Annotated in this window: 22 protein-coding genes; 14 read left to right on the top strand and 8 right to left on the bottom strand. The window is 70.8% G+C overall.

Going from position 1 to position 24,761, the window contains the following annotated elements; all coding sequences use genetic code 11:
- The first annotated feature begins 62 nt into the window (after nucleotides 1-62).
- The 4 genes from AB0E94_RS38290 (at nucleotide 63) to AB0E94_RS38275 (ending at nucleotide 5,563) form a co-directional block, all read left to right on the top strand.
- Nucleotides 63-1,571, top strand: coding sequence for a DUF1996 domain-containing protein (locus AB0E94_RS38290; RefSeq protein WP_360336663.1), 1,509 nt, complete (start codon nucleotides 63-65; stop codon nucleotides 1,569-1,571).
- Between the two features lie 38 nt (nucleotides 1,572-1,609).
- Complete coding sequence (locus AB0E94_RS38285) at nucleotides 1,610-2,155, top strand: DUF305 domain-containing protein (RefSeq protein WP_360336662.1); 546 nt, start codon at nucleotides 1,610-1,612, stop codon at nucleotides 2,153-2,155.
- 25 nt (nucleotides 2,156-2,180) lie between these two features.
- Nucleotides 2,181-3,872 (top strand): thiamine pyrophosphate-binding protein, encoded by a 1,692-nt coding sequence (locus tag AB0E94_RS38280; protein WP_360336661.1) that lies wholly within the window; start codon nucleotides 2,181-2,183, stop codon nucleotides 3,870-3,872.
- A gap of 257 nt (nucleotides 3,873-4,129) precedes the next feature.
- Nucleotides 4,130-5,563, top strand: coding sequence for a diguanylate cyclase (locus AB0E94_RS38275; protein ID WP_360336659.1), 1,434 nt, complete (start codon nucleotides 4,130-4,132; stop codon nucleotides 5,561-5,563).
- Nucleotides 5,564-6,499: 936 nt separating this feature from the next.
- Here the strand turns inward: AB0E94_RS38275 and AB0E94_RS38270 are convergent.
- The gene (locus AB0E94_RS38270) at nucleotides 6,500-8,764 is read right to left on the bottom strand and encodes an EAL domain-containing protein (protein ID WP_360336657.1); all 2,265 of its coding nucleotides are present in this window, start codon (nucleotides 8,762-8,764) and stop codon (nucleotides 6,500-6,502) included.
- A gap of 127 nt (nucleotides 8,765-8,891) precedes the next feature.
- Here AB0E94_RS38270 and AB0E94_RS38265 point away from each other — a divergent pair, with 127 nt between their 5' ends.
- Nucleotides 8,892-9,401, top strand: a complete 510-nt coding sequence (locus AB0E94_RS38265; protein ID WP_360336655.1) for a peptidase M23 — start codon at nucleotides 8,892-8,894, stop codon at nucleotides 9,399-9,401.
- 34 nt (nucleotides 9,402-9,435) lie between these two features.
- Nucleotides 9,436-10,422, top strand: a complete 987-nt coding sequence (locus AB0E94_RS38260) for a phosphatidylinositol-specific phospholipase C (protein ID WP_360336653.1) — start codon at nucleotides 9,436-9,438, stop codon at nucleotides 10,420-10,422.
- A 4-nt stretch (nucleotides 10,423-10,426) separates the two neighbouring features.
- On the opposite strand, the gene AB0E94_RS38255 is transcribed toward AB0E94_RS38260, so the two are convergent.
- Complete coding sequence (locus AB0E94_RS38255) at nucleotides 10,427-10,810, bottom strand: roadblock/LC7 domain-containing protein (RefSeq protein ID WP_360336651.1); 384 nt, start codon at nucleotides 10,808-10,810, stop codon at nucleotides 10,427-10,429.
- Between the two features lie 86 nt (nucleotides 10,811-10,896).
- The gene (locus AB0E94_RS38250; RefSeq protein WP_360336649.1) at nucleotides 10,897-11,271 is read right to left on the bottom strand and encodes a hypothetical protein; all 375 of its coding nucleotides are present in this window, start codon (nucleotides 11,269-11,271) and stop codon (nucleotides 10,897-10,899) included.
- Between the two features lie 279 nt (nucleotides 11,272-11,550).
- On the opposite strand from AB0E94_RS38250, the gene AB0E94_RS38245 reads away from it, so the two are divergent.
- Both AB0E94_RS38245 and AB0E94_RS38240 read left to right on the top strand, forming a co-directional pair.
- A complete protein-coding gene (locus AB0E94_RS38245; RefSeq protein ID WP_360336647.1) occupies nucleotides 11,551-12,036 on the top strand; it encodes a GAF domain-containing protein in 486 nt (161 codons plus the stop codon).
- A gap of 6 nt (nucleotides 12,037-12,042) precedes the next feature.
- Nucleotides 12,043-13,176, top strand: coding sequence for a ring-hydroxylating oxygenase subunit alpha (locus AB0E94_RS38240; RefSeq protein WP_360336645.1), 1,134 nt, complete (start codon nucleotides 12,043-12,045; stop codon nucleotides 13,174-13,176).
- Nucleotides 13,177-13,212: 36 nt separating this feature from the next.
- Here the strand turns inward: AB0E94_RS38240 and AB0E94_RS38235 are convergent, their stop codons facing one another.
- Nucleotides 13,213-14,805 carry a lysyl oxidase family protein gene (locus AB0E94_RS38235; RefSeq protein WP_360336643.1) on the bottom strand — a complete coding sequence of 531 codons (1,593 nt, stop codon included), beginning with the start codon at nucleotides 14,803-14,805 and terminating at the stop codon, nucleotides 13,213-13,215.
- A 164-nt stretch (nucleotides 14,806-14,969) separates the two neighbouring features.
- Between AB0E94_RS38235 and AB0E94_RS38230 the strand changes: the two genes are divergently transcribed.
- Both AB0E94_RS38230 and AB0E94_RS38225 read left to right on the top strand, forming a co-directional pair.
- A complete protein-coding gene (locus tag AB0E94_RS38230) occupies nucleotides 14,970-16,097 on the top strand; it encodes a cellulose binding domain-containing protein (protein ID WP_360336641.1) in 1,128 nt (375 codons plus the stop codon).
- Between the two features lie 92 nt (nucleotides 16,098-16,189).
- On the top strand, nucleotides 16,190-16,570 hold the full coding sequence (locus tag AB0E94_RS38225) for a DUF2750 domain-containing protein (protein WP_360336639.1): 381 nt from the start codon (nucleotides 16,190-16,192) through the stop codon (nucleotides 16,568-16,570).
- A gap of 1 nt (nucleotide 16,571) precedes the next feature.
- Here the strand turns inward: AB0E94_RS38225 and AB0E94_RS38220 are convergent, their stop codons facing one another.
- The 3 genes from AB0E94_RS38220 to AB0E94_RS38210 form a co-directional block, all read right to left on the bottom strand.
- A complete protein-coding gene (locus AB0E94_RS38220) occupies nucleotides 16,572-16,970 on the bottom strand; it encodes a hypothetical protein (protein ID WP_360336637.1) in 399 nt (132 codons plus the stop codon).
- 192 nt (nucleotides 16,971-17,162) lie between these two features.
- Nucleotides 17,163-18,392: an Ig-like domain-containing protein gene (locus tag AB0E94_RS38215; protein ID WP_360336635.1), complete on the bottom strand. Its 1,230-nt coding sequence runs from the start codon at nucleotides 18,390-18,392 to the stop codon at nucleotides 17,163-17,165.
- Nucleotides 18,393-18,550: 158 nt separating this feature from the next.
- Entirely contained in the window at nucleotides 18,551-18,850 is a 300-nt protein-coding gene (locus tag AB0E94_RS38210; RefSeq protein ID WP_360336633.1) for a hypothetical protein, read from the bottom strand.
- A gap of 280 nt (nucleotides 18,851-19,130) precedes the next feature.
- Here AB0E94_RS38210 and AB0E94_RS38205 point away from each other — a divergent pair, with 280 nt between their 5' ends.
- Together AB0E94_RS38205 and AB0E94_RS38200 are read left to right on the top strand one after the other, a co-directional pair.
- Complete coding sequence (locus AB0E94_RS38205) at nucleotides 19,131-19,580, top strand: GNAT family N-acetyltransferase (RefSeq protein ID WP_360336631.1); 450 nt, start codon at nucleotides 19,131-19,133, stop codon at nucleotides 19,578-19,580.
- Nucleotides 19,581-19,639: 59 nt separating this feature from the next.
- Nucleotides 19,640-20,410: a hypothetical protein gene (locus AB0E94_RS38200; protein WP_360336629.1), complete on the top strand. Its 771-nt coding sequence runs from the start codon at nucleotides 19,640-19,642 to the stop codon at nucleotides 20,408-20,410.
- Between the two features lie 61 nt (nucleotides 20,411-20,471).
- Here the strand turns inward: AB0E94_RS38200 and AB0E94_RS38195 are convergent, their stop codons facing one another.
- Nucleotides 20,472-20,951: an Lrp/AsnC family transcriptional regulator gene (locus AB0E94_RS38195; protein WP_360336627.1), complete on the bottom strand. Its 480-nt coding sequence runs from the start codon at nucleotides 20,949-20,951 to the stop codon at nucleotides 20,472-20,474.
- Between the two features lie 113 nt (nucleotides 20,952-21,064).
- Here AB0E94_RS38195 and AB0E94_RS38190 point away from each other — a divergent pair, with 113 nt between their 5' ends.
- Together AB0E94_RS38190 and AB0E94_RS38185 are read left to right on the top strand one after the other, a co-directional pair.
- Entirely contained in the window at nucleotides 21,065-22,252 is a 1,188-nt protein-coding gene (locus tag AB0E94_RS38190) for a PLP-dependent transferase (protein ID WP_360336625.1), read from the top strand.
- A complete protein-coding gene (locus AB0E94_RS38185; RefSeq protein WP_360336623.1) occupies nucleotides 22,249-24,585 on the top strand; it encodes a 1-deoxy-D-xylulose-5-phosphate synthase N-terminal domain-containing protein in 2,337 nt (778 codons plus the stop codon). The genes AB0E94_RS38190 and AB0E94_RS38185 overlap by 4 nt, the downstream gene beginning before the upstream one ends.
- The last annotated feature ends 176 nt before the right edge of the window (nucleotides 24,586-24,761 follow it).

The raw sequence follows: 24,761 nt of genomic DNA, 5'->3' as shown, positions 1-24,761 counted from the left end.
CAAGGTCTGCATAATTCGTGCCGCACCCTTTCCCCGCCATTTTGTTGAGGATCGATATGGGTATGGAATCCCAGCACGTCGCCCCGCCGGACCCGAAGCGCCGCCGCCGTACCACCCGGGTGGTCCTGGGTGCCGCCGTCGTCGCCGCGCTCGGCGCGAGCGGCATCTACATCACCACCGCCGGCGCCGATGAGGTCACCACCCCGGGCACGCTCCAGGCCGAGTCGTTCGCCGCGCAGGGCGGCGCGAAGACCGAGAACACCTCGGACACCGGCGGCGGCAAGAACGTCGGCTGGCTGGCCGCCGGCGACTGGCTCGAGTACCGCAACGTCACGATCGGCTCCACCTCGCTGAGCGCCCGGATCGCGTCGAACAACTCCGAGGGCGGCTCGATCGAGGCCCGCCTGGGCGGCCGGGACGGCACGCTGCTGGCGACCTTCCCGATCGCGTCGACAGGCGGCTGGCAGAAGTGGAAGACGGTCACCGCGAAGGCCGCGAAGCTGCCGGCCGGCAAGCAGACGCTGGTCCTGGTGATGAAAAGCAAGTCCCGCTCGGACTTCGTCAACATCAACCACTTCAACGTCGGCGTCGCTCCGGCCGCCACCACCCCGGCTGGCACCCCGGCCACCCCGCCGCCCGCGACCCCGACCGGGACCACCCCGGCCAGTGCCGCTCCGTCCAAGCCCGCCGCCTCCAGTGCCGCGCCCACCAACCCGTCCGCGAGCCCTGGTGGCTGGGTGCCGGTCGACGAGGCGGCCTGGAAGGAGACGCTCGCCCTGCACAAGGCGGTCCAGCCGAAGACGGTTCCGGCCGGGATCGTGCGGGTGCCGGAGTTCCACACCAACTGCACCGTCTCCGGTGAGGCCGCCGACGACCCGATCGTGCTGCCGAACCTGCCCGGCGCCTCGCACCTGCACACGTTCTTCGGGCCGAAGGTGACCGCGAGCAGCACCGGAGCGCAGCTGCTCAAGCAGTCGACGACGTGTGACGCGGCCGGTGACCACAGCGCGTACTGGGCGCCGACGCTGCTGCTCAACGGCAAGCCGGTGAAGATGAAGAACTTCCGGGCCTACTACGGCGCGAAGATCAAGGACCCGGCGACGGTCCTGCCGTTCCCGCCCGGCCTGGTGATGGTGCAGGGTGACGCCAAGCGGCAGGTGGCCACGCCGAAGGGCGCGAGCGGCCAGTTCTGGTGTGCGGGCAGCGCCGAGATCGGCCGCAGCGCCGACGGCAACTGGCCCAAGTGCGCGGCCGGCGGCAACCTGATCTACCAGCTCACCTACCAGGACTGCTGGGACGGCAAGCACATCGACTCGCCGGACCACAAGTCGCACATGGGCCCGTCGGTCAACGGCGTCTGCACCGGCAAGTTCCCGGTGGCGATCCCGAACATCTCGATGATGCTCGGCTACGACTCGCTCGGCGGCGACGGGCTGGCCCTGTCCTCCGGCATGGCGTCGTCGATCCACGGCGACTTCATGAACGCGTGGGACCCGGCGAAGCTGGCCGCGCTGGTCAAGGTCTGCATCAACGCGGACGCCAAGTGCGGCACGACACCGTCGTTCGGCTGAGAATCCTTACGGGTCACCGGTCACCGAGGAGGAACACGATGCGCCTGATCGCCTCGGTGGCCGTGGTCCTGCTGCTCGCCGGATGCGGCGGGCAGCAGGCGGAGAAGACGCCGGCCCCGACGCCGGCGAGCACCTTCGGCGGCACCGACCTGGCCTGGATCGAGATCATGCTGGCCATGAACGAGCAGGTCGTTCCCCTGCTCGACGCGGTGCCGGCGCGCGCGGGCGGTGCGGCGACACGGGACCTCGCCGCCACCGTCCGCGTGTTCACCGAGGCGGAGCTGCCCGAGTTGCGGGCCCTGCACGACCTGGCCGGGCTGCCGGCCGAGAACCAGCACGTGGGCATGCCGATGCCGGGCATGGTGACCGAGGCCGACCTGGCGGCGATGACCGCGCTGTCCGGGCCGGCGTTCGACGAGGCCGCCTCGGGCAAGCTGACCGAGGCGATCGAGCAGGCGGTCACCCTGGCCCGCAGCGAACAGGAACACGGCATCGATCCGCGGACCCGGGCCCTGGCCGGCGAGGTGCTGGCCGCCCGGGCCACCGTCGCCGCCGGGGCGGATGCCGGGAAACGCGAAAATTAGTCAGGCGGCTACCTACGCTCTGACCATGAGCGTGAGCCGGCTCCAACCGCCCGCCACCACCCCCGTGCCGGTCGCCGGGACCCTGCGCACCGGGCACCGGCGGCTACTCGAACAACTCCGGGCCGACGGGGTGCGCTACCTGTTCGGCAACCCGGGCTCCAGCGAGGACGGGCTGCTGGAGGAGATCGCCCGGTTCCCGGACATCGACTACGTGCTCGGCCTCCAGGAGGCCGCGGTGGTGTGCACCGCCGACGGGTACGCGCAGGCCACCGGGCGGCCCAGCGTGGTGCTGCTGGACAGCGCGGCCGGGCTCGGCAACGCGGTCGGCAGTCTCTGGCACGCGCTGCGCCGGCAGACGCCGATGCTGGTGATGGCCGGGGACGACGGGTCCGCCGACCTGGTCGACATCGCCCGGCCGGTGACCAGGCACGCCGCCCGCGTCACCCACCCGGACAGCATGCTCCAGCTGGTCCGGCGGGCGCTCAAGGTGGCCGCCACGCCGCCGCGCGGGCCGGTGTTCCTGGCCCTGCCGCCGGACGTCCTGGACCAGGTCGCCGACGAGGCGGTGCTGCCCACGAGCGTGCCGGACACCCGCGTGGTCCCGGAGCCGGCCGCGATCCAGGCGGCGGCCCGGCTGCTGGCCACCGCGCACGCGCCGGTGATCCTGGCCGGCGACGGTGTGGCCGCCTCCGGCGCGGTCGCCGAGCTGACCCGGTTCGCCGAGACCTGGGGCGCCGTGGTGTACGGGGCGATGGCGTCCGAGCTGCTCATGCCGTGGACCCATCCGCTGTGGGGCGGCGACGGCGGCGCTGAGCCGGTGGCACACGCCGACGCGCTGCTGATCGTCGGCGCCCAGTGGCTCCCCGGCTCTCGCCCGGCGCCGGGCGCCACCGTGGTGCAGGTGGACCTCGACCCGTACGCGATAGCCCACGACCATCCGGTGACCGCCGGGATGCTCGGTGACCCGCGGCTGACGCTGCGGGCCCTGACCACCGCGCTCGAGGAGGCGATGACCGAGCCGCAGCGGCAGGCCGCGGCCGAACGGGTCCGGCGGCGCGGGGCGCTGCGCGCATCGGAACTGGACCGGGCGCTCACCGACGATCTCGGCGCCGGGCTGGACGCGGATTCGGCGCCGCTGCGGATGGCGGCCGTGGCGGCGGCGCTGGCCGGGGTGCTGCCGGACGACGCGATCGTCTTCGACGAGGCGATGACCAGCTCACCGGCGATGACCCGCTGGCTGCCGCCGACCCGGCCCGGACACTTCTTCCAGAACCCCGGGGGCACGCTCGGCGTCGGCGTTCCGGGCGCGATCGGCGCGAAGATCGCCCACCCGGAGCGTACGGTCGTCGGCTTCACCGGCGACGGCGGCGGCATGTACACCTGCCAGGCCCTGTGGACGGCCGCCCACCACCGGGTCGCCGCGAAGTTCGTGGTCTGCCACAACGGCGGATACCAGCTGCTCAAGGACGACCTCGCGAACTACCGGCGGGACCACGACGGTGATCCGGCCGCCGCCTTCCCGCCGTTCTTCGACGTACGTGAGCCGCGTGTCGACTACGTGCACCTGGCGGCCGCCATGGGGGTGCCCGCGGCCCGGGTGCGGCACGCCGCCGACCTGCCGGGGGCTCTGCGCACGATGCTCGACCACGACGGCCCGTACCTGGTGGAGGCCGTCCTCGACGAACCCGGCGGCGGAACCGCCCGCACCGGCCGGTAGCCGCCACGGCCCGCCCCGCTCTTTGTGGCGGCCGTCGTATCCCGCCCGGCGCCCCGTGCCGGCCGTCATACCCTGCCCGGCGTCCTATCCCACCCGGCGCCCCGGACCGGCCGTCCTATCCCACCCGGCGCCCCGGACCGGCCGTCATATCCCACCCGGCGCCCCGTGCCGGTCGTCGTATCCCGCCCGGAAAATTCTCATGCCGGGCGCCGGCCGCCCGATGAGACCGAGGACCGGTCCCAGGGCGGAGGAGCGACGTGACGCAGGTGCCTACCGGCCGGCCTTTCCTGGGCGCGCGCCCGGCGACCGACGCCGTGCCGCCGGTGATCGGCGCGCCGGTGCTGTTCCTCGCGATTCTGGGGCTCGCCGTGTGGGGCCGCCGGCACGGCGCGGTGCTCGGCTCCCCGGCGCTGCTGGCGTCGCTCGTCGTGCTGTTCGCGGCCAGCGGCAGCGAGCGGTACCAGCGCTGGCTCGGCCGCGGGCACCTGCACAACCGGGTGGTGCTGCGGCTGATCCACGCCACCGTGCTGATCGGGGTCGTGCTGCTGGTCGCCGGCTGGGGTTTCCTGCTGCCGGCCGCGGTCGTCCTGATCGGCGTGCTGCACATCGGCTGGTCCGGGTCACAGACGTGGCGGCCGGCGACCGCGGTCACCGCGGTGGTGACGATAGTGATGGAGGTGGCCGTACAGTTCGGCGCGCCATCGGTGGTGCCACCCGCCCACTCGCACCTGGCCGCCACGATCAACCTGCTGCTGGCCGGGTTCGGGCTGAGCAACCTGGGACTCGCCGCGGCCCGCGCCGAGGAGGCCACCCTCACCCTGCAACGTGCCGAGGAACGGTTCCGGGCGCTGGTCCAGGACTCCTCGGACGTGGTCGCGGTGATCGACGGGCTGGGCCGGATCACCCACGTCAGCGCGGCCGTCCGGCACGTCAGCGGCTGGGATCCCGGCGAACTGCTGAACACCGGCTACCTGGACCTGTTCCATCCGGACGACCAGCTCCAGATCAACACGGCGCTCACCACGGTGACCGACGGCGGCGCGGACAGCCAGGACCGGCTCGAACTGCGGGTCGCCCACCGGGACGGCACCTGGCACTGGCACGAGGTCACCCTGCGCAACGCCATCGACCATCCGGCGGTCGGCGGCATCGTCTCCAACCAGCGCGACATCAGCGACCGGCGCGCCCAGCAGGACCGGCTCGCGCACGCGGCCGCACACGACCCGCTGACCGGCCTGCCGAACCGGGCCGAGGTGCTGCGGGTCCTCGAGGAGGCGCTGGCCGGGGCCGACAGCGCGGGCTCGGTGGCGTTGTTCTTCATCGACCTGGACGGCTTCAAAGCGGTCAACGACGGATACGGCCACGCGGCAGGCGACGCGCTGCTGGTGGCCGCGGCGGACCGGCTACGCGCCGGGCTCCGCGCGGAGGACCTGCTGGGCCGTCTCGGCGGCGACGAGTTCGCCGCCGTGCTGACCGGCGTGACCAGCACCGCCGACGTGCAGGCCCGCGCGCAACGGCTGATGGCCGACATGCGCCTGCCCTTCGACCTGCCGGGCCGCCGGGTCCGAATCGGGGCAAGCATCGGGGTCGCCGTCGGCGGTCCGGCGACAGGCGCCGACGACCTGATGGCCGCAGCCGACACCAGAATGTACGAGGTGAAGGCCCACAGCCGCGACGACGCCCCCGTCTAGCCCGAATCCCACAAGCCCCCTGAAATCCGACAGCATCTCGAGGCGCCCCCCTCTCGCCCCTCGCCCCTCACCTCTCCCCGCTCACCCTCACCTCTCCCTGCTCACCCTCACCATTCCCTGCTCACCCTCACCATTCCCCACTCACCCTCACCATTCCCTGCTCGCCTCTCGCCTCTCGCCTCTCGCCTCTCGCCTCTCGCCTCTCGCGGATCTTGCACGAATGTTCACCCTCGCTCCGATCTTGCAGCCCTTTCCACACCCCGACGGGAAGAAAGCTGCAAGGTCTCCCCGGCGCAGTGGACCTTGCACGACAAACCACATCCAGACGTGAAGAACCCTGCAAGATCGCCGCGAAGGTGGAGAACCGTGCAAGATTCACGAGGCCGGCAGACGCCTAATCCTGGGCGAGCACGACATTCCGGGCGGGTGTCCGGGTCGCATGCGTGACCGGTGCGACAGTCCGAAGGCCGGGCGCGAAATCATCGCACGACAGAGGGATCGACCGCGGATACGGCGAAAGTCTTGAAAGACGCTTCAGGTGTGCACGAAGTCAACAAGATCTGCGGCGGAGGCGGCACGAAATTCGGCCTATTGAGCATCGCCAACGATGACCAGAGCACACGTTGCGCGATTGTGGGCGCTGATCGTCGCTGCCGCGATGACAGGCGTCCACGTTGAGCCGATCGCGGGACCTGGTCCACGTGATAGCGCTGATGAACGCACGCATTCGGCGATTGTGTGCTCTGGTCATCGTTCAACAAGAGCACTGCCCAGCCGTCATCGGGCGTTCCGGCAACGCCGTCCGAAACCGCGCTGCCCGAACGCGTCCCAACCGCCGGGCTGACGGGCGACCGGCGCGGGTGACCGGCGGCCGGGGCAGGTGACCGGGACAGGTAACCGGGACAGGTGACCGGTGGCCGGGGCAGGTGGCCGGGGCTAGGCGGCGACTCGGTGGCCGTCGGCGGCTGGGCGGTAGGCGTTGATCGCCTCGGCGGGCATCGGCCGGGCGTAGTGGTAGCCCTGCGCGTAGCGGTAGCCGAGCCGGTGCAGCTCGGCGGCCTGCGCGGCGGTCTCCACACCCTCGGCGACCGCCCGTAACCGCATGCCCTCGCTGATGGTGAGCAGCGCCGCCACGATGACGGCCGGTTCGCCGTTCTCGGTGACGTCGTCGACGAACGACTTGTCGACCTTGAGGATGTCGGCCGGGCAGGTGCGCAGCAGCCCGAGCGACGAGTGGCCGGTGCCGAAGTCGTCGAGGGCGATCTTCACCCCGAGCGCCGCGATCGCCTTGAGCTCGTCGAGCGCGGTGCCGCCGTCGAACACCGCAGTCTCGGTCACCTCGACGGTCAGCACGTGCGGCGGCAGCCCGGTCCGGCGCAGCACCGTGTCCACCTCCCCGGCGAACCCGGCCTCCCGCAGCTGGCGGGCCGACACGTTCACGGTGACGGTCCGCGGCGCGGCGTCGCCCATCTCGTTGCGCCAGCGAACCGCCTGCCGGCACGCCTCCTCGAGGATCCACGCGCCCAGTGGCACGATCAGCCCGGTGCGTTCGGCGGCCGGGATGAACAGGCCGGGCCCGATCGGCCCGCGGGCGGGGTGGGTCCAGCGGATCAGCGCCTCCACCCCGAACAGCTCGCCGCCGGGCATCTCCACGATCGGCTGGTAGAGCAGGTGCAGCTGGTCGGTGTCGAGGGCGCCGCGCAGGTCGGCGGCGACCCGGGACTGTTCGGCGGTCCGGTGGTCCATCCGCTCGTGGTAGATCACGTGCCGGCCCTTGCCCTGGCTCTTCGCCTCGTACATCGCCACGTCGGCCCGGCGCAGCAACTCGTCGGCGGTGTCGCCGTACTGGGCCGGGGCCAGCCCGATGCTCGCCTCGACGACCAGTTCGTGGCCGCCGGCGCGGACCGGGCGGCGCAGGTCGGCGGCGATCGCGGCGATCGTGGCGGCGTGTTCGTGGCGCAGCAGGAGCGCGTACTCGTCGCCGCCGAGCCGGGCCACCAGGCAGCCGGCCGGCAGCTGGGCGGTGACCCGGGCGCCGACCGCGGCGAGCAGCGCGTCGCCGACCGGGTGCCCGAGGTCGTCGTTGATCTCCTTGAAGTCGTCCAGGTCGAGCAGCGCGACGGTCACGCCGGCCGGGCCGTCGTCGAGGGCGGTGGTGATCTCGCGGACCAGCACGGCCCGGTTGGCCAGGCCGGTGAGGCTGTCGTGGCCGGCCTGGTGGGCGAGTTCCCGCTGGCGGGCGTCCAGGTCGTCGAGCAGCCGCGCGTTGTCGCGCAGCGCGATCACCTGCCGGATCGCGACGAGAAGGGTGACGACGACCGATCCGGCCGCGACCACCAGCAGGTTCCCGGCGCCGGAGGCCGCGGCGGACAGCAGCAGCGCGCCGGTGGCCAGGACCGCGGTGTACGGCATGATGCTCGGCCGGCGGGACAGCGGCCGGGGCGCCGGCAGTCCCGCCCGGGAGGCCCGCCGCTGCCGGTCGGCGGCCACACAGACCAGCAGGGAGGTGGTGGGCAGCAGCACGTGGCCGGTGTTGAGGTAGGGCCGGTCGGCCAGCAAGGGGGCCAGCGCGCCGCCCCCGGCCCCGACCGCGCCGGTCATGGCGAGGATGTACAGGGCCCGGCGGTCGATCGGCCCGGTGCCGGTGAAGGACACCTTGACGAAGGCCAGCATGCCGATGATCGCCGCGGTGGCGATGACGACTATCGAGGCGGCGCCGGCCGCGGTGCCCTGGGTCCAGCTCTCCCAGCGCGGCAGGATCAGGTACCAGCTGAACGTCGTCACGGTGACGACCATGGTGGCGACGTCCAGGCCGAAGCGGGTCCACTCGATGCGGGTGCGTTTCGCCCCGGGGATGCGCAGCAGGCCGAGCAGGAACGCGGTCAGGCCGGCGACGTAGAGCCCGGCGGTGACCTCGCCGATGTGCTGGCCCACCTGATCGCCGCTGAAGTAGTCCCGGGCCGCGGCGATCGACGCCAGGCCCATCCCGACCATGCCCGCTGACGCGTACCGCCAGAACGTGCGGCCCGCCGCGCCGGCCCGCCAGCCCGCGTACACCGCGATCGGCACGGCGAACATCAGCAGCGCCCAGCCGACCGCCGGCGGGGTCGGTGTGAACAGGCCGATCCCGAACCACGCCCAGGCGACCGCGTCCACGCCTGTCGACGCGGCGAGCGTGCGGGTCAGCCTCCATCGCGGCACGTCCGTCTCCGTGGACTCCACAGAGACTTCTTCGGCCGAACGGCCGATCCCGTGAGCTTTCACCCGGCGGACATTGATCGGTATCCTTCGCCGGTCCCCACTGCCCCGCAGTAAGGTGCTGGCTCCTGTGCGCGCGTTGTTCGTGACCGCCGTCGCTGTTCTCGTCGCTTTCCTGATCAGTCCGCTGGTGCGTGCCGACGCCGGGTGCACGCCCGTTCCGGCGGCGTCGGCGGCCGACAGGTGGACCGACGAGCAGCTCGCCAACGCACGCATCATCGTCACCATCGGCGCCGACCGGCGGGTGCCCGAGCAGGGCCTGGTGATCGCGGTGGCGACCGCCCTCCAGGAGTCCCGGCTGCGCAACCTGCGCGGCGGCGACCGTGACTCGATCGGCCTCTTCCAGCAGCGCCCCAGCCAGGGGTGGGGCACGCCGAAGCAGCTGTCCGACCCGGCGTACCAGACCCAGAAGTTCTACGACAAGCTGCTCGACGTACGGGGCTGGCAGCAGATGCGGCTCACCGAGGCGGCCCAGGCGGTGCAGATCTCGGCGTTCCCGGAGGCGTACACGAAGCACACCGGGGCGGCCACCCGTCTCGTCGCCGAGCTCACCGGCGAACCGGATCAAGGCTGCGACTAGCGTTTATAAAGCGCAGTCGATATCTTCTCGTCGCATGAAGCGCCTTCTCGCCGCAGCGTTCGCCACCGCCGCGCTGCTCCTCGTGCCCCAGCCCGCATATGCGGCCGACACCTCGTACCGGACGCTGAGCAGCGCGAACAACCCGGACTGGATGGCCCGGGTCCCGGACGGCCGGAGCCTGGCCGCGCTGTCGGTGCCGGGCACCCACGAGACGATCTCGATCCACGGCGGCGACTACACGCAGACCCAGGAGAACTACGGCGACAGCGGCGGGACGCTCACCGCCCAGCTCAACGCCGGCATCCGGGCGATCGACGTACGGGCGCGGATCAACGACGGCAACACGTTCACCATCCACCACGGCGCGGTCTACCAGGTCGCCAATTTCGACGACGTGCTCAACAAGCTGTCCGCGTTCCTCACCGCGCACCCGGCCGAGACGGTTCTGCTGCGGTTCAAGCACGAGTGCACCGGCGAGACCGGGTCGTGCAGCGACGCGGCCGGGCAGAAGAGTTTCCCGGACATCTTCGACTCGTACGTCGCCGCCCGCCCCGGCCTGTTCTGGGCGCCGTCGGTGACCCGCTCGTCGGCGGCGGCGGTGCCCACCCTCGGCGCGGTCCGCGGCAAGGTGGTGCTGGCGGTGCTGAACGGCCCGCGCGGCGGCCGGTTCGCCGACTACGGGCTCGCCCAGTTCTCCGGGTGGGCCGACGGGTCGTCCACCTACGTCCAGGACCAGTACAGCGTTCCGACGTTCGCGCAGATCGCCGACAAGCGCACCGCCGTGAACAACTTCCTGACCACCACGAACACGGGTGACCCGACGAAGATCTACGTCAACTTCACCAGTGGTTCCGGCGCCCTCGCCCCGCCCTACTGGGTGGCCGGCGGCGCGCTGTTCCAGCAGGGCGTCAACCCGTACCTGCTGGGGAGGTTGAATTCTGGATCTTTCACCCGCACCGGGGTGCTGATGATGGACTTCCCCGGCGGCGGACTGATCAACAAGATCATTTCCTACAACTGAGAAGTCACAGCTGAGTCAGGTCGAGCATCTGCGCCAGGCGGCCCAGCACCGGCCGGGCCTCCAGGTGCAGGCGCGCAATGTTGACCATGCCGTCGCCGACCACGGCCAGCAACGCCAGGTCGCCGATCCCGTAGACCGCGAGACAGCCGTCCCGGTTGCGGATCGTCACCTCCTGGAACTGCCCCTGGCCCAGCGCGCCGCCGCAGGTGCGGCTGATGCCGTGGGCGGCGGCGGCCATCGCGGCCACGTCGTGCGGCTCACCGGGCGTACGGCTGTCGTGCAGGATCAGCAGGCCGTCGACGCCGGCGATGATGCAGCCGGTGACGCCGACGACCTGGTGCCGCAGCCCGGCCAGTTCCAGCCGCAGCGGCCGCCGCGGGTCCGTCACGGGATCGAGCTGGACGGACCTCGCGGACTGCTGCTGGGTGGAGTGCCGCGGAGCGAGCCGGCTCGGCAGACCGCCATGAGGGCCAGTCATACGTCGAGGTCCGACTCGATCTTGCGCAGTTGGTGCCGGGCCAGGCCCAGGTTGGCCCGGCTCTTGTGCAGGGCCAGGTAGAGGAAGAGCGCGTCGCCGCTGTGCCGGGAGCGCAGCAGCCGGATCAGGTGGTACTGCGAGTCGAGGGTGATCAGGATGTCCTCGATGCCGTCCTGGAGGCCGAGCAGCTCCAGGGCCCGCATCTTGGCGCGGACCACGTCGGTGTTCGCGGCGGCGGCGACGGTCATGTCCATGACCCCGTCACCGCCCAGGTAACCGAGGGTGAGCCCGCTGGTGTAATCAACGAGCGCGACGCCGACGGCGCCTTCGAGGGTCATGGCCTCTTTCAGCGCGGTCTCGATGTTCGCCACGGATCCTCCACATTTCTCGCACCGGGTTTCGCCGGTGCTGATCGGCGGGAAGGGCCAACCCTGGCACAGGAAACTTGCTCCGGGGAACAACTGCCCCGGAAGCCCGGCTTAAGATCGTTTCAAGGGCTCCGATCGGCTGGCGAGGTCCACCGCGCGGGCCGAATCGGGCTCGATCGTCGGTCCAGCCGCAGCGCATCCGGGCACGGATCAGGCATAACAGACACGCCGTCACTCTCCGGGGTGGCGGCGGCGCCCGGGCCGCGACCCTAGTGTTGGGTGGTGTACTCCAAGGACGACATGCTCCGGGACGTGGTGGCCGCGCTCGCCCGCGCGCCCAGCCTGGCCGGCGTCCAGCACCTGGTGCGCGGCAACGCGCGGGCCCTGGCCGACGCGCAGGGCGCCACGGTCGTGCTGCGCGAGGGCGACCGTTGTTTCTACGCCGACGAGGACGCGATCAGCCCGCTCTGGAAGGGCCAGCGGTTCCCGATCACGGAGTGCATCAGCGGCTGGGCGATGCTGTACCGGTCGACCGCGGTCATCCCGGACATCCGCGTCGACGACCGGATCCCGATGGCCGCCTACCGGCCCACCTTCGTCCGGTCGCTGGCGATGATCCCGGTGCGCACGGCCGACCCGCTCGGCGCGGTGGGCGTCTACTGGGCCACCGCGCGCCGGCCCACCGACGAGCAGATCGCCAGGCTCTGCGCGCTGGCCGACGCGACCGGCGCGGCGCTCGAACGACTGCTCCCGGAGCCACCACAATGACCAGTCATGACGGTCAATAGGCAGGACGTCAAGGACATCGGTTCGGGGTACGATCCGGATCCGGCCCGGTCGATGTCGTTGCGGGCGGCGGCGTACACCGATCCGCGCTGGGTCGACGTGGATCAGCGGGCCATCTTCGCCCGCACCTGGCAGTGGCTCTGTCACGTGGAGAAACTGCGGGCGCCGGGCAGCTACGTGGCGGCCACGGTCGCCGGGTCACCGATCGCGGTGGTGCGGGACAGGTCCGGCGAGCTGCGGGCCTTCTACAACGTGTGCAAGCATCGGGCGCACGAGTTGCTCTCCGGTTCGGGAACCACGGGGACCATCGTCTGCCCGTACCATGCCTGGGTCTATGACCTGGACGGATCGCTGCGCCGGGCCCGCCAGACCGACCGCATGCCCGGTTTTGATCGCGCTGAGATCTGTCTCGACCGCATCGCGGCCGAGGAGTTCGGCGGTTTCGTCTACGTCAACCTGGACGGCTCGGCCGCCCCGCTGGCGCAGCAGGCGCCGGACCTGCTCGCCGAGATCGAGCGGTGGGCGCCGGACGTCGCCGGGCTGACCTTCGCCAAGCGGCTCACCTACGACGTGAAGTCGAACTGGAAGAACGTCATCGACAACTTCCTGGAGTGCTACCACTGCCACATCGCGCACCGCGAGTTCGTGGCGCTGGTCGACATGGACACCTACGAGGTCAGGACGCACGGCATCTGGTCCAGCCACTTCGCCGAGGCCGGCAAGGCGGACAATCCGGCCTACGACGTGTCCGGCGCGTCGGTCACCCAGCACGCGGTGTGGTGGCTCTGGCCGAACACCTGCCTGCTGCGCTATCCCGGCCGCGGCAACTTCATGGTCTTCCAGGTGATCCCGGACGGGCCGGACCGCACGCTGGAGACCTGGGACTTCTTCTTCGAGACGCCGGAGATCTCGGACGCCGAGGCCGAGGCGGTCCGCTACATCGACGAGGTGCTCCAGCAGCAGGACATCGCGATCGTCGAGAGCGTCCAGCGGGGCATGGCGACGCCCGCTTTTGATCAGGGCCGGATCGTCTACGACCCGGAGGGCTCGGGGTTGTCCGAGCACGGTGTGCACCACTTCCACGGCTTGATTCTCAAAGCCTATGAGGATTTCGTACGGTGAATGGCCGCCCCGCGAAGGGGCGGCCACCCTGCGATGTCAGCCCTCGATGCCGTACACCGGAGGCACGGTCAGCGTCCGTGCCTCCGGGGTTCCGCCGAGAATGATCTCGCGCAGCGCCGAGTTGTTCGTGGTGCTCAGTTCGGCGAGCTTCTTGTCCGGGTTGGCCAGCACCTGGATGTGGTAGGTGCCGTTCGGCAGATCGGTGATCTCGAACGACTGGCCGGGACGGCTCTGGCTGTAGGTGTCGCCGTTGCCGATGTCGAGGACCTCACGCACCGCGACGACGGTGTCGGCGCCGCACGAGGTCTCCAGCGAGGTGTTCTCCGGCCGCCACTTGGCGCCGGTGATGGTGTAGTCGACCGCGTCCGTGTTGGCCAGGCAGAACGCCTCCTTGCCGCTGCGCACGGCCAGCTTCTGACCGGCGTCGAGCAGGTTGTACTGGGCGAAGTCGGTGAAGTGCCAGTGCTTGTGGCCCTCCCGCGGGTCCCACTCCATGGTGCCCGCCTCCTTCGAGCCGACCTGGTTGCCCTTGGCGTCGAAGAAGTACTGGTAGGCGTCCATCAGTTCGGTGCCGGAGCGCCGGAAGCCGTCGACGAGCAGGGGCGAGGTGCCGGCGTTCCAGACGGTGGCGCCGAAGTTGACGTACCACTTGCCGTCCTCTTCGGACAGCTCGATCCCCCAGGCCGGCAGCGACTTGAGGTCCGGCTTCGGGCCACTGCCGGGCGCGGCCTTCAGCGTGGCCGGGCGCTTGGCGGGCGCCCGGAACTCGGGCAGGTACGACGAGACCTGGCGGGTCGCGTCGCCCTCACCGGCGTGCAGGGAGTGCTCGTCGGCGGGCGCCTGCCCGATCTCTTCCAGGTCCGCCTTCTTCGCCTGGGCCAGAGCGCCCTTGCCCTCGTCGGACGCGTCGACCACGGTGACGGCGACACTGACGGTCGCCGACTTCTCCGGGATGCCGAACAGCTTCTGGTACGTGGGGCTCACCGTGGCCGTGGCGGTGTACTTCCCGACCGGCAGGTCGAAGCCGTCGTCACCGCGGCCGTTGCTGAACGGCCGGTCCGGCACCGCCGAGTTCCAGCCGGCCTGGATGCCCCAGACCGCGCCGAGGGTGAACGGGTTGTAGCCACCACAACTGGTCGGGTACGGGCTGGTCGCCGGGGCGTCCGGCCGGGTGCGCGCCGAGCCCCGGGTGTTGCCGCAGAACGCCGTCGAGTACTCCTTGACCGTAGTGCCGGCCTCGTCGGCGATGGTGATCTTCGTGAAGTCCTTGAGGCCGTTGAAGTCGGCCACCGTGCCGGCCGGCAGGGCGACTTTCTTCTTCTTCCCGTTCTGGACCACCACCTGCTCGGCGACGATCGGCTTGTCGTAGCCGGAGCGCTTGGCCCAGATCTCGAACGGGTCCTTGCCGGCGATCACGTGCAGTCCGAGGTCGAACGAGAGCCACACCTCGCCGTCGTATTCGTAGCGTTCCGCGGTGACCGCCGAGGTGGCGGCCACGAAGGAGAGCGCCGGCGTGGTGGTCGCGGCCCGGGCCACGCCCACCCCGGCCGCGGTGAGCGCGAGCGCGCCCGTCACGGCGCCCACCGTCATCAGGCGGGAGCGGCCACGACGGTTCGTCGGTTCTGTCATGAGGTCCTTCCGGTCGGGCGGCCGGCGGTGCTCCGGCCGCGGCCGAACCATCCAAATCGGACACCTATGAATTTCCTGTGAAATAGATGCCCGTTGGCACGAAACAGGGATGGACGTACGCTTCTGGGAGCGCTCCCAAACCATCCCCCAGAAGGAGCTCCCCCGTGATCCGTCCCTTCCGTTCCCTGCTCGCGATAGGCCTGCTGGCCGTATCCGGGATCATCGCGCTCACGCTCGCCGGGCCGGCCGAGGCCGACACCCAGATCTGCGAGCAGTACGGCACCACCACGATCGGCGGCCGCTACGTCGTGATGAACAACCGCTGGGGCACCTCGGCCCAGCAGTGCATCAACGTCACCGGCACCGGCTTCTCGATCACCAGCCAGCAGGGCACCGGCAACACCAGTGGCGCGCCGGTGTCGTACCCGGCCGTCTATTTCGGATGCCACTACACGAAGTGCTCCCCCGGCACCAACCTGCCGATCCAGGTCGGTTCGATCAGCAGCGCCACCAGCAACGTCAGCTTCCAGTACGTCTCCGGCGCCACCTACGACGCGGCGTACGACATCTGGCTCGACCCGTCACCGCGGACCGACGGCGTCAACGCGCAGGAGATCATGATCTGGTTCAACCGGCAGGGCTCGATCCAGCCGATCGGCTCCCCGGTCGGCAACGCCACCATCGGCGGGCGGACCTGGCAGGTGTGGCAGGGCAGCAACGGCGCCAACGCCGTGGTGTCCTACCTGGCCCCGTCGGCGATCAACAGCTGGAGCTTCAGCGTCCTGGACTTCATCAACGACACCAAGACGCGTACGTCGGTCACCAACTCCTGGTACCTGACGAGCGTGCAGGCCGGTTTCGAGCCGTGGATCGGCGGCGCCGGCCTCGCGGTGACCGACTTCTCGGCGACGGTCAACGGTGGCGGCACGCCGTCGAACCCGTCCTCGCCGTCGCCGTCCACGCCGTCGGGAAGCGCGGCCTGCCGGGTCACCTACGCCACCAACGTCTGGAACACCGGCTACACCGCCGACGTCACGGTGGCCAACACCGGTGGCAGCGCCATCAACGGCTGGGCGCTGAACTTCACACTGCCGTCCGGGCAGTCGATCACCGGCTCATGGAACGCGGCCCTGAGCGGCGCCTCCGGGGCGATCACCGCGCGTAACGCCGGACACAACGGGAGCATCCCGGCCGGCGGCAGCACGTCGTTCGGGTTCCAGGGCGGCTACAGCGGGACGTTCGCCAGCCCGGCGACGTTCACGCTGAACGGAACCGCCTGTACACGGGCCTGATGCGAGTTCCGCCGGGCGGCCCCCCACGGGTCGTCCGGCGGCACGGGTCTCCCGGCGAAGCGGGCCGTCCGGCGGCAGATAGCATCGTCGCCATGGCATCGGATGACATCTCACGGCGTGACGCGGAGCGACTGCTCGGGCTGGACGCCGAGGCCCGCGTGGCCCGCACGTTCGAGGCCATCGCCGATCGGGGCGCCCTGTGGGTCTGGGGCGACGAGGGCGACATCCTCTTCACCGAGGACGGCCGCCGCCGCAACCTGTTGCCGATCTGGCCCTACGCGACGGTCGCCCGCCTGGAGAACGAGGGTGACGTCGACGGCGAGCACGCCATCCGGATCCCGGTGCGGGACTTCCTGAAGGAGTGGCTGCCGCAGCTCGAGGAGGACGACGCCGACATCGCGATCTTCCCGGTGGAGGAGCGGAACGCGGCGATCCTCACCCTCGCCGAGTTCCGCTCCCGCCTCACCGCCTGACTCAGGTCAGCAGCGTCACCGAGTAATCGAGCGTGGTGCCGCTCGCGGTGTAGGTCGCGGTCTGCCCGTTAGCGCAGTACGACACGAAGACGTTGCCCGGGACGTCGTCACCGGCCTGCGCGTGCACCAGCGGCCGCACGTCGACGCCCTCGGCGAACGCCGTGGACGCCAGGTCCACGATCCGCCACTGGTTGATCGGGTAGTCGTCGGTCGGCGCGGAGAGCTGGCCGTCACGCGTGGTGATCTGGAAGTCGATCACGAAGCCGCCGTTGTTGACCACGGCGACCTTCTGCACGCAGGGCACGGCCTGGGCGGCCGCGGGCGACGCGGTCAGGCCGACCACACCGGCTCCGGCGGCGACGGTCATGGCGACGGCGGTCGGCATTCGCTTGCGGATCACGCTGAACTCCTTCGGTCCATGGAAAGGGTCAGCGCAGGCAATATCCTGATAGATCAGCAGCAAACGATGGCCGTATTGCACCATATTTATATTCGGTGATGCTTTTGGTGGCACCGGAAGGTTTGACCGTCACTGAGACGTGAGCAGCCCGGCCGCGGTCGCGGTCGGGCTGCCGTCGAGCCGGGTCAGCGGTCAGTCACCGTACTTGTCGAAGGGGACCGTCCAGTCGCCGATGCCGTTCCAGACCTGGAGGTCGCGGGGGCTGTTCGTGACGTCGACGATGTCGCCGAGCATGAAGTTCTCATACACCCATTTGGCGTCGGCGGTGCTCAGGTTGATGCAGCCGTGCGACAGGTTGGCCCGGCCCAGCGAACCGTTCCACGGCGCGGCGTGCAGGAACTCACCGGAGTAGCTGATCCGGGTGCAGTACTGGATGTCCTCGGGCGCGTAGAAGTTCGGGTCGTTCGGGTCGGTGACGCCGTAACTCGCCGAGCTCATGCTGTGCACGCGTTCCTTGGAGAGCACGACGTGCGGGCCACCGGTGGTCCAGTAGTTGATCTTCTCGCCGTTCGACCCGGTGGTGTAACCGCCCTTGCCGAGGCTGCTCTTCATCGAGCGGACCAGCTTGCCGTCGATGTAGACCTTCGTCATGTGGGTCCGGTTGTCACTGACCGCGATCAGCGAGCGCCCGATCTTGAAACTGGCTGACGCGTTCTTCGCACCGTAGACCGTCTTGCCCAGCTTGACGCCGAAGACGTTCACCTTGACCTTGACCGTCGTGCCGGCCGTCCAGTACTTCTTCGGCCGCCAGTGCACGGTCTTGTCGTCACGCCAGTAGAACTTGCCCTCGACCGCCGGCGAGGTCTCGATCTCGATCGCCTTCTCCGCCGCGGTCTTGTTGACGGCCCGGCTGAACGCGACGATCACCGGCTGGCCCACGCCATACGTCTTGCCGTCCTTGAGCGCCGCCATCCCGTTTGCCTGGAACGTGATCTTCGCGGTGTTCGCCGGCTTCACGGTGCTGAACGTGGAGGTGTGCTCACTGTCCACACCCTTGCTGTCGGCGGCCGTCGCGACGACCTTGTAGCTCTTGCCGTAGTCGAGCTCGTCGTCCGACTTCCAGGTCCCGTCGGCCTGAATGGCGCCGGCCACCTTCGTCTTGCCGGAGGTGACGGTGACCGACTTGAGAGTGCCCTCCTCGGCGGTGACCACGATCGGGTTCGCCGGCGACACGTCCTTGGTACCGCTCACCGGGGTCATCGCCACCCGGGCCGGCACCGCGGTCTGCTCGGACTCCGCCACCGGCTCGACCCAGGCCGTGGAACCGTCGGCGCTCTTGCTGCCGGAGGCGGTGCACCCGGCGGCGGTGGCGACAGCGGCCACGCCGAGTGTGCCGATGATGACCTTACGTCGCTGAATCATGGCTCTCACAATCGAGGGGTCCCGGTCGGCGCCATCCATGGCCGTTACTGATAGATGACGGGCCTGCGGCCGGAAACGTTGCCTGCCGAGTCGATCAAAACTTCGAGGGCCATCATCCTGACAGATCTACATCTCCCGCGGTATCCCGGATACGTGCCTCAGCTGCCCGGAATCGGTGGCTCTGCCCCTTCCTCGGCACTGACGAGTTCGGCGATCGCGGCGAAGAAAGCACCGATCCCGGGAAGATTCGCACCTTTCGCCCGGGAGGCCGCGAAGTCCTCGGGAGTGCGCCAGGTCACGATGTCCAGCCAGTGATCCCCGGGCAGCCGGACGAGGCGGGCGTCCAGGAATCCGGCCCGGTCGGCACGGAAGTCGGCAAGCATCGCCGCCCGGGCCCCGAGCAGTTCATCGACGCGGGACGGCTCAACCCGAAAGCGGGTCAGTTCAACAGTGGTCACACCTCCAAGATAGTAAGAATAAGTGACTATCACAAGAGGTGACTAAATCCCGCCAGCCGTCGCCCACGCCGGTCTGGTACGGGCAATTCCCGCGCTCACGTACAGCCGAGCCCGCCAGCCGTCGCCCACCGCGGTCATGCACCGGTAATTCCCGCGCTCACGTACGGCTGAGCCCGCCAGCCGTCGCTCACCGCGGTCATGCACCGGTAATTCCGGCGCTCAGGTACGGCTCGCCGTGCAGGATGGGCCCGGCCGCGATGGCCCGACGAGAGGGAACGACATGATCAAGGTCAGCCGAGCCAGCGCCGAGGACCTGCCCGAGGTGGCCACGCTGTTCGCCGGGTACCTCGACTTCTATCACCGACCGGCGTCGCCCGAGCGGGCGCTGACATTCCTGCGCGAACGGCATGAGCGTGGCGAGGCAGTGGTGTTCCTGGCCCGCGCCGAGGACGGCGAGCCAGCCGGTTTCGTCAACGTCTACCCGACCTTCTCGTCGCTCTCGATGGCCCCGGTCTGGACCCTCAACGACCTCTTCGTCGCGCCTTCGGCCCGGCGCACCGGCGCGGGCCGGGCCCTGGTGCGGGCGTGCGCCGACGAGGCCCGGGCGGCCGGCGCGGTGGCGGTCCAGTTGCAGACCGCCCCGGAGAACGAGACGGCGCAGGCCCTCTACCGCTCCGAGGGTTTCCAGCCGGACACCTTCGCCGCCTACTACCTGCCGCTCGCCACCTGACCCGAAGACATCGATGCACTACGATTTCGGGAGCGCTCCCAGAATCGTAGGAGGCAATCTTGCGCACGTTCTTCGCCGCGGTCGTCACGGCCGCTCTGCTCGGCGCGGCCGGCAGTGTCCCGGCCGTCGCGTCCGGGCCCGCCGGACCCGCGTCCTGTGGCCGGGACCTGCTGTTCTGCGAGAGCTTCGATCGGCAGCCACTGGGCGGGCCGGCCACCACCGAGTGGGGTGTCGACACCCGCAACGGCACCCTCACCGTCGAGCGGGCCCGGCACGGCCGGGTGCTGCACGTGCACACCGTCGACAACGGGCGCGCCTTCCTGCGGATCGACGACCTGACCGTGCCCGGCGACCGGCTCTTCGGCCGGATGCGGCTGCGGGTCGACGCGTTCCCGACCGCCCCCGACTGGGCGCACTTCACTCTGGTGGAGGCGACCGGGACGGGGAGCAGCGAGGTCGTCCGGCCGGTCGGCGGCCAATACGCGCCGACGGTTCCGGGCGTCTTCTGGGGCGTCGGCGCCGACGGCGGGCCGACCGGCGACTGGACGAACTGGCGTGAGTCGGCCCCGGTCACCGAGGACACCTGGCAGTGCTTCGAGTGGAAGCTGGACCGGGCCGGCAACCAGGTCGCGGTGTGGATCGACGGGGTCGCCAACCCGGAGCTGACCGCGTCCACCACCGAGCACGGCGGGGCCGGCGTGCCGTTCGTGCTGCCCGCGGTGAACACGGTCAAGGTCGGCTGGCAGCTCTACCAGGCCGGCACCACACCCACCACGTTCGACCTGTGGATCGACGACGTGGCCCTGAGCACCCGCCGGCTCGGCTGCTGACCGCCCACCGTGGCGGCCTGCGGCTCGAACCACGCCACACATCACCACGCGGGCGGGAGAGTCAGGGTCGCAGGACTCCGGCGCCGGGGCGTACCTCGAACACCAGGTGCGTCTCGGTCTGCCGGACCACCCGGTGACTGGTGACGTGGCGCAGCACGAAATCACGCAGCGCCTCGGCGTTCTCCACCGCGACGTGCAGGTAGAAGTCGTCGGCGCCGGCCACGTGGAAGGCCTGCAACACCCCGGGGGTCGCGGCCAGCGCGTCGTACAACTGGCTGACGTTGGCCATGGTGTGGCTGCCCAGCCGTACCTTGATCATCGCTTGTAAGGGAAAACCGAGGAGCGCCAGGTCGAGCTGGGCGCGGGCGCCGGTGACCACCCCGGCCTCGCGCAGCGCCCGGATCCGGTAGGCGCAGGTCGACTCGGCCAGGCCCAGCCGCCCGGCCAGCGCCTTGTTGGTGACACCGGCGTCCTCGGCGAGCGCGCGGAGCAGCTGCTGGTCGACGTGGTCGAGGGTGACCGGCCGTTGCGGGTTCCGCAAAGTGATCGCTCCAAATCGCCGCCGGGCTGCTGAAAAAGTCGAATTATGGCCGAGTGGTTACCGATTCGACGGCGACTCTATGTTCGGGTTGCGAATTCCGGAACCCTACGAGCATGACGAGCCCTCTGCACAGCGACTCGGTGGCGGTGCACGCCGGCCGTGCGGACCTCACCGCGCTCGGCGTGCACGCGCCGCCCCTGGATCTGTCGTCGACCTATCCGCTGCCCGATCCGGCGCGCGGCGGCGAGTCGTACGAGGCGATGGCGACCGGCGGCTACCCGCTCGCCGACGGCGGCGCCGTCTACGCCCGGCTGTGGAACCCGACGGTGGCCCGGTTCGAGTCGGCGCTGGCCCAGCTCGAACAGACCGAGACGGCGGTGGCGTTCGGATCGGGCATGGCGGCGATGACCGCGGCGATCCTGGCGCACACCGCGATGACCGGCCGGCGGCACGTGGTGGCGGTCCGCCCGCTGTACGGCGGCACCGACCATCTGCTGGCCACCGGTCTGCTCGGCGCCGAGGTCACGTTCTGCGCCGAGGCCGAGGTGTCCGGCCGGATCCGCCCGGACACCGGCCTGGTGATCCTGGAGACGCCGGCCAACCCGACCCTGGACCTGGTCGACATCGCGGCCGTCGCCGGACAGGCTGGCGACGTCCCGTTGCTGGTGGACAACACCTTCGCCACTCCCGTCCTGCAGAATCCGGTTACTCTCGGGGCCACCATGGCCCTGCACAGCGCCACCAAATACCTCGGCGGCCACGGCGATGTCGTCGCCGGGGTGATCGCCTGTGGCGAGGAGACCGCGAGCCGGCTGCGGCAGGTCCGGGCGGTCACCGGCGGGCTGCTGCACCCGTGGGGCGCCTACCTGCTGCACCGCGGCCTGTCCACGCTGCCGGTGCGGATGCGCGCCCAGCAGGCCGCCGCCGGCCGCATCGCGAGATGGCTGGCCGGTCATCCGGCCGTCGCCCGGGTGCACTACCCGGGGCTGGACGGCGATCCGCGCGGCCTGCTGTGCCGGCAGTCACGCGGCCCGGGGGCGATGGTGTCGGTCGCGCTGCGCGGCGGTTTCGAGGCCGCCTGCCGCCTGACCACCGGCACCCGGCTGTTCACCCACGCCGTCTCGCTCGGCGGGGTGGACTCGCTGATCCAGCATCCGGCCGCCCTCACCCACCGGCCGGTGGCGGCGCACGCCCGGCCGTCCGCCGACCTGGTCCGGCTCTCCGTCGGCCTGGAACACACCGACGACCTGATCGCCGACCTCGACCGAGCCCTCACCGCCCCGACCCGGAGACCGTCATGACCCATCCCGCCCCCGACGTCGACATCCTGCGCGAAATCGCCCGCCGGGTGCTGTGGCTGTCGGCGTCGATCGTCGACGCCGCCAACGCCGGCCGGCCCAACGACTCCGGGGTCAAGGTGGGCGGCCACCAGGCCTCCAGCGCGTCGATGGTCGACATCATGGTGGCGCTGTGGTTCGCCGAGCTGACCGCCGAGGACCGGGTGTCGGTCAAGCCGCACGCCTCGCCGGTGCTGCACGCGGTCAACTACCTGCTCGGCGACCTCGACGAGGCGTACCTGCCGAGGTTGCGGGAGAAGGGCGGCCTCCAGTCGTACCCCTCCCGGTTGAAGGATCCGGACACCGTCGATTTCTCCACCGGGTCGGTCGGCATCGGCGCGACCGCCGCCCTCTGGGCGGCGATGGCGCACCGCTATCTCAGTTCCCAATTCTCTGGTACGCCCACCGGCGGCCGTTTCGTCAGCCTGCTCGGTGACGCCGAGCTCGACGAGGGCGCCATCTGGGAAGCGGTGATGGACCCGGCCGTCGCGCGGATGGGCGAGCTGCTCTGGGTGGTCGACCTGAACCGGCAGTCCCTGGACCGGGTGGTGCCGGACATCCAGATCGCCAAGCTCCAGGGCATGTTCGCCGCGGCCGGCTGGCAGGTGGTCGTGCTCAAGTGGGGCCGGATCATCTCGGAGCTGTTCGAGCGGCCCGGCGGGCAGGCGCTGCGGGCCCGGCTGGAGGCGATGCCGAACGAGGAGTACCAGCGGATGCTGCGGGCCGACCCGGCGCAGACGGCCGAGCGCATCCTTGACGCCGGTGACGCGCTGCCCGGCGCGCCGGAGCTGAAGGCGCTGCTGGACGAGCTGGACCCGGCCGAGCTGGCGGCGGCCGTCCGGGATCTGGGCGGCCACGACATCGGGCTGCTGGTGGACACGTTCCGGGCCGTCGACGCGGACGCCGACCGGCCGACCGTGGTGTTCGCCTACACGGTCAAGGGCCGTGGCCTGCCGACCGAGGGCCACCCCAACAATCACTCGGCGCTGCTCACCGGCGCGCAGATGGACGTGCTGGCCGAATCCTCCGAGGTGGACCGGGCCATGCCGTGGCAGCGGTTCGACCCGGGCTCCGCGGCCGGGCGGTGGTGTGCCGAGCGGGGCCGGGTGCTGCGCCGGGAGCCGGTCGCCACCCCGGCACCGGTGTCCGTCCCGGCCCAGCTGGGGCACGCCTACCGCAAGCCGATCAGCACCCAGGCCGCGCTCGGCCGGCTGCTGGCCGACCTGCCCCGGGACGCGCCGTCGGCGGCGGCCCGGGTGGTCACCTGTTCCCCCGACGTCGCCTCCTCGACCAACCTGGGCGGCTGGATCAACAAGACCGGCGTGTGGGCGGTGCAGGACCGGCACGACTGGTTCGCCGACGACGCCGAGCGGGTGCTGCGCTGGCAGGAGAACCGCACCGGCCAGCACATCGAACTGGGCATCGCCGAGGTCAACCTGGTGTCGCTGCTCGGCGAACTGGGCGCGACCTGGTCCCGGTGGGGCGAGCGGCTGATCCCGATCGCGACGCTCTACGACCCGTTCGTGTCGCGGGCGCTGGAGCCGTGGTCGTACGGGATCTACGCCGGCGGCCAGTCGATCCTGGTCGGCACGCCGTCCGGGGTGACCCTGGCGCCGGAGGGCGGCGCCCACCAGTCGATCACCACCCCGTCGATCGGGCTCGAGCAGCCCGGCTGTGTGGCCTGGGAGCCGGCCTTCCCGCAGGACCTGGAGTGGTGCTTCCTGCACGCGATGAGCCGGGTCGGTGTGCCGGACGGCACCTCGGCGTACTTCCGGCTCTCCACCCGGCCGATCGACCCGCAGCTGGCCGCCGTGCCGGACGATCCCGCCCTCCGCGAACGCCGCCGCCGGCAGGCGGTCGCCGGTGGGTACCGTCTGCCGGCCGCGCATCCGCTCGCGGCCGAGGACGTGACGCTGGTCGGGGTCGGCGCGATCATGCCGGAGGTGATCGAGGCGGCCGCGGCTCTGGCGGCCCAGGGCGTCAACGCCGGTGTGGTGTGCCTGACCAGCCCGGATCTGGTGTTCCGGTCGTTCCAGCAGCGCGGGTCCCGGGAGTCCGGGGTGGGTGGGGACATCGTGTCCGAGCTGTTCCCGGACGGCTGCCGGGCGCCGCTGGTCACCGTGCACGACGGGCATCCGCACACGCTGGCGTTCCTGGCCGCGGTCCGTGGCGACCGGATCCGGTGCCTCGGCGTGACCGAGTTCGGCCAGTCGTCGAGCCTGGCCGACGCGTACCGCCTGCACGGCATCGACACGGTCTCCATCGTGGACGCCGCCCTGACCGTGACATCCCGCTGACGAGGTTCCGGCCTCAGGTACGGCTAGCCGTCGCTCAGCCATGGAATACCGCCGCAAAACCGGTCTGAGCGACGGCTAGCCGTACCAGCCGTCGCTCAGCGCGCGAACAGCGCACCCGAAACCGCGGTGAGCGACGGCTGACGGTCTCTGCCGGCCGGCGGCCGGCGACGGACGGC

Origin of the sequence: Actinoplanes sp. NPDC026670 (assembly GCF_040638175.1) — a bacterium.
Lineage (GTDB): Bacteria > Actinomycetota > Actinomycetes > Mycobacteriales > Micromonosporaceae > Actinoplanes.
This window is presented reverse-complemented; position numbering and strand designations above follow the sequence as displayed.

Coding starts and splice junctions, on each gene's coding strand:
- AB0E94_RS38190 (WP_360336625.1), top strand. CDS start 21,065: ATGACGAGCCCTCTGCACAGCGACTCGGTGGCGGTGCACGCCGGCCGT.
- AB0E94_RS38280 (WP_360336661.1), top strand. CDS start 2,181: ATGAGCGTGAGCCGGCTCCAACCGCCCGCCACCACCCCCGTGCCGGTC.
- AB0E94_RS38260 (WP_360336653.1), top strand. CDS start 9,436: ATGAAGCGCCTTCTCGCCGCAGCGTTCGCCACCGCCGCGCTGCTCCTC.
- AB0E94_RS38235 (WP_360336643.1), bottom strand. CDS start 14,805: ATGACAGAACCGACGAACCGTCGTGGCCGCTCCCGCCTGATGACGGTG.
- AB0E94_RS38290 (WP_360336663.1), top strand. CDS start 63: ATGGAATCCCAGCACGTCGCCCCGCCGGACCCGAAGCGCCGCCGCCGT.
- AB0E94_RS38215 (WP_360336635.1), bottom strand. CDS start 18,392: ATGATTCAGCGACGTAAGGTCATCATCGGCACACTCGGCGTGGCCGCT.
- AB0E94_RS38225 (WP_360336639.1), top strand. CDS start 16,190: ATGGCATCGGATGACATCTCACGGCGTGACGCGGAGCGACTGCTCGGG.
- AB0E94_RS38240 (WP_360336645.1), top strand. CDS start 12,043: ATGACGGTCAATAGGCAGGACGTCAAGGACATCGGTTCGGGGTACGAT.
- AB0E94_RS38285 (WP_360336662.1), top strand. CDS start 1,610: ATGCGCCTGATCGCCTCGGTGGCCGTGGTCCTGCTGCTCGCCGGATGC.
- AB0E94_RS38185 (WP_360336623.1), top strand. CDS start 22,249: ATGACCCATCCCGCCCCCGACGTCGACATCCTGCGCGAAATCGCCCGC.
- AB0E94_RS38205 (WP_360336631.1), top strand. CDS start 19,131: ATGATCAAGGTCAGCCGAGCCAGCGCCGAGGACCTGCCCGAGGTGGCC.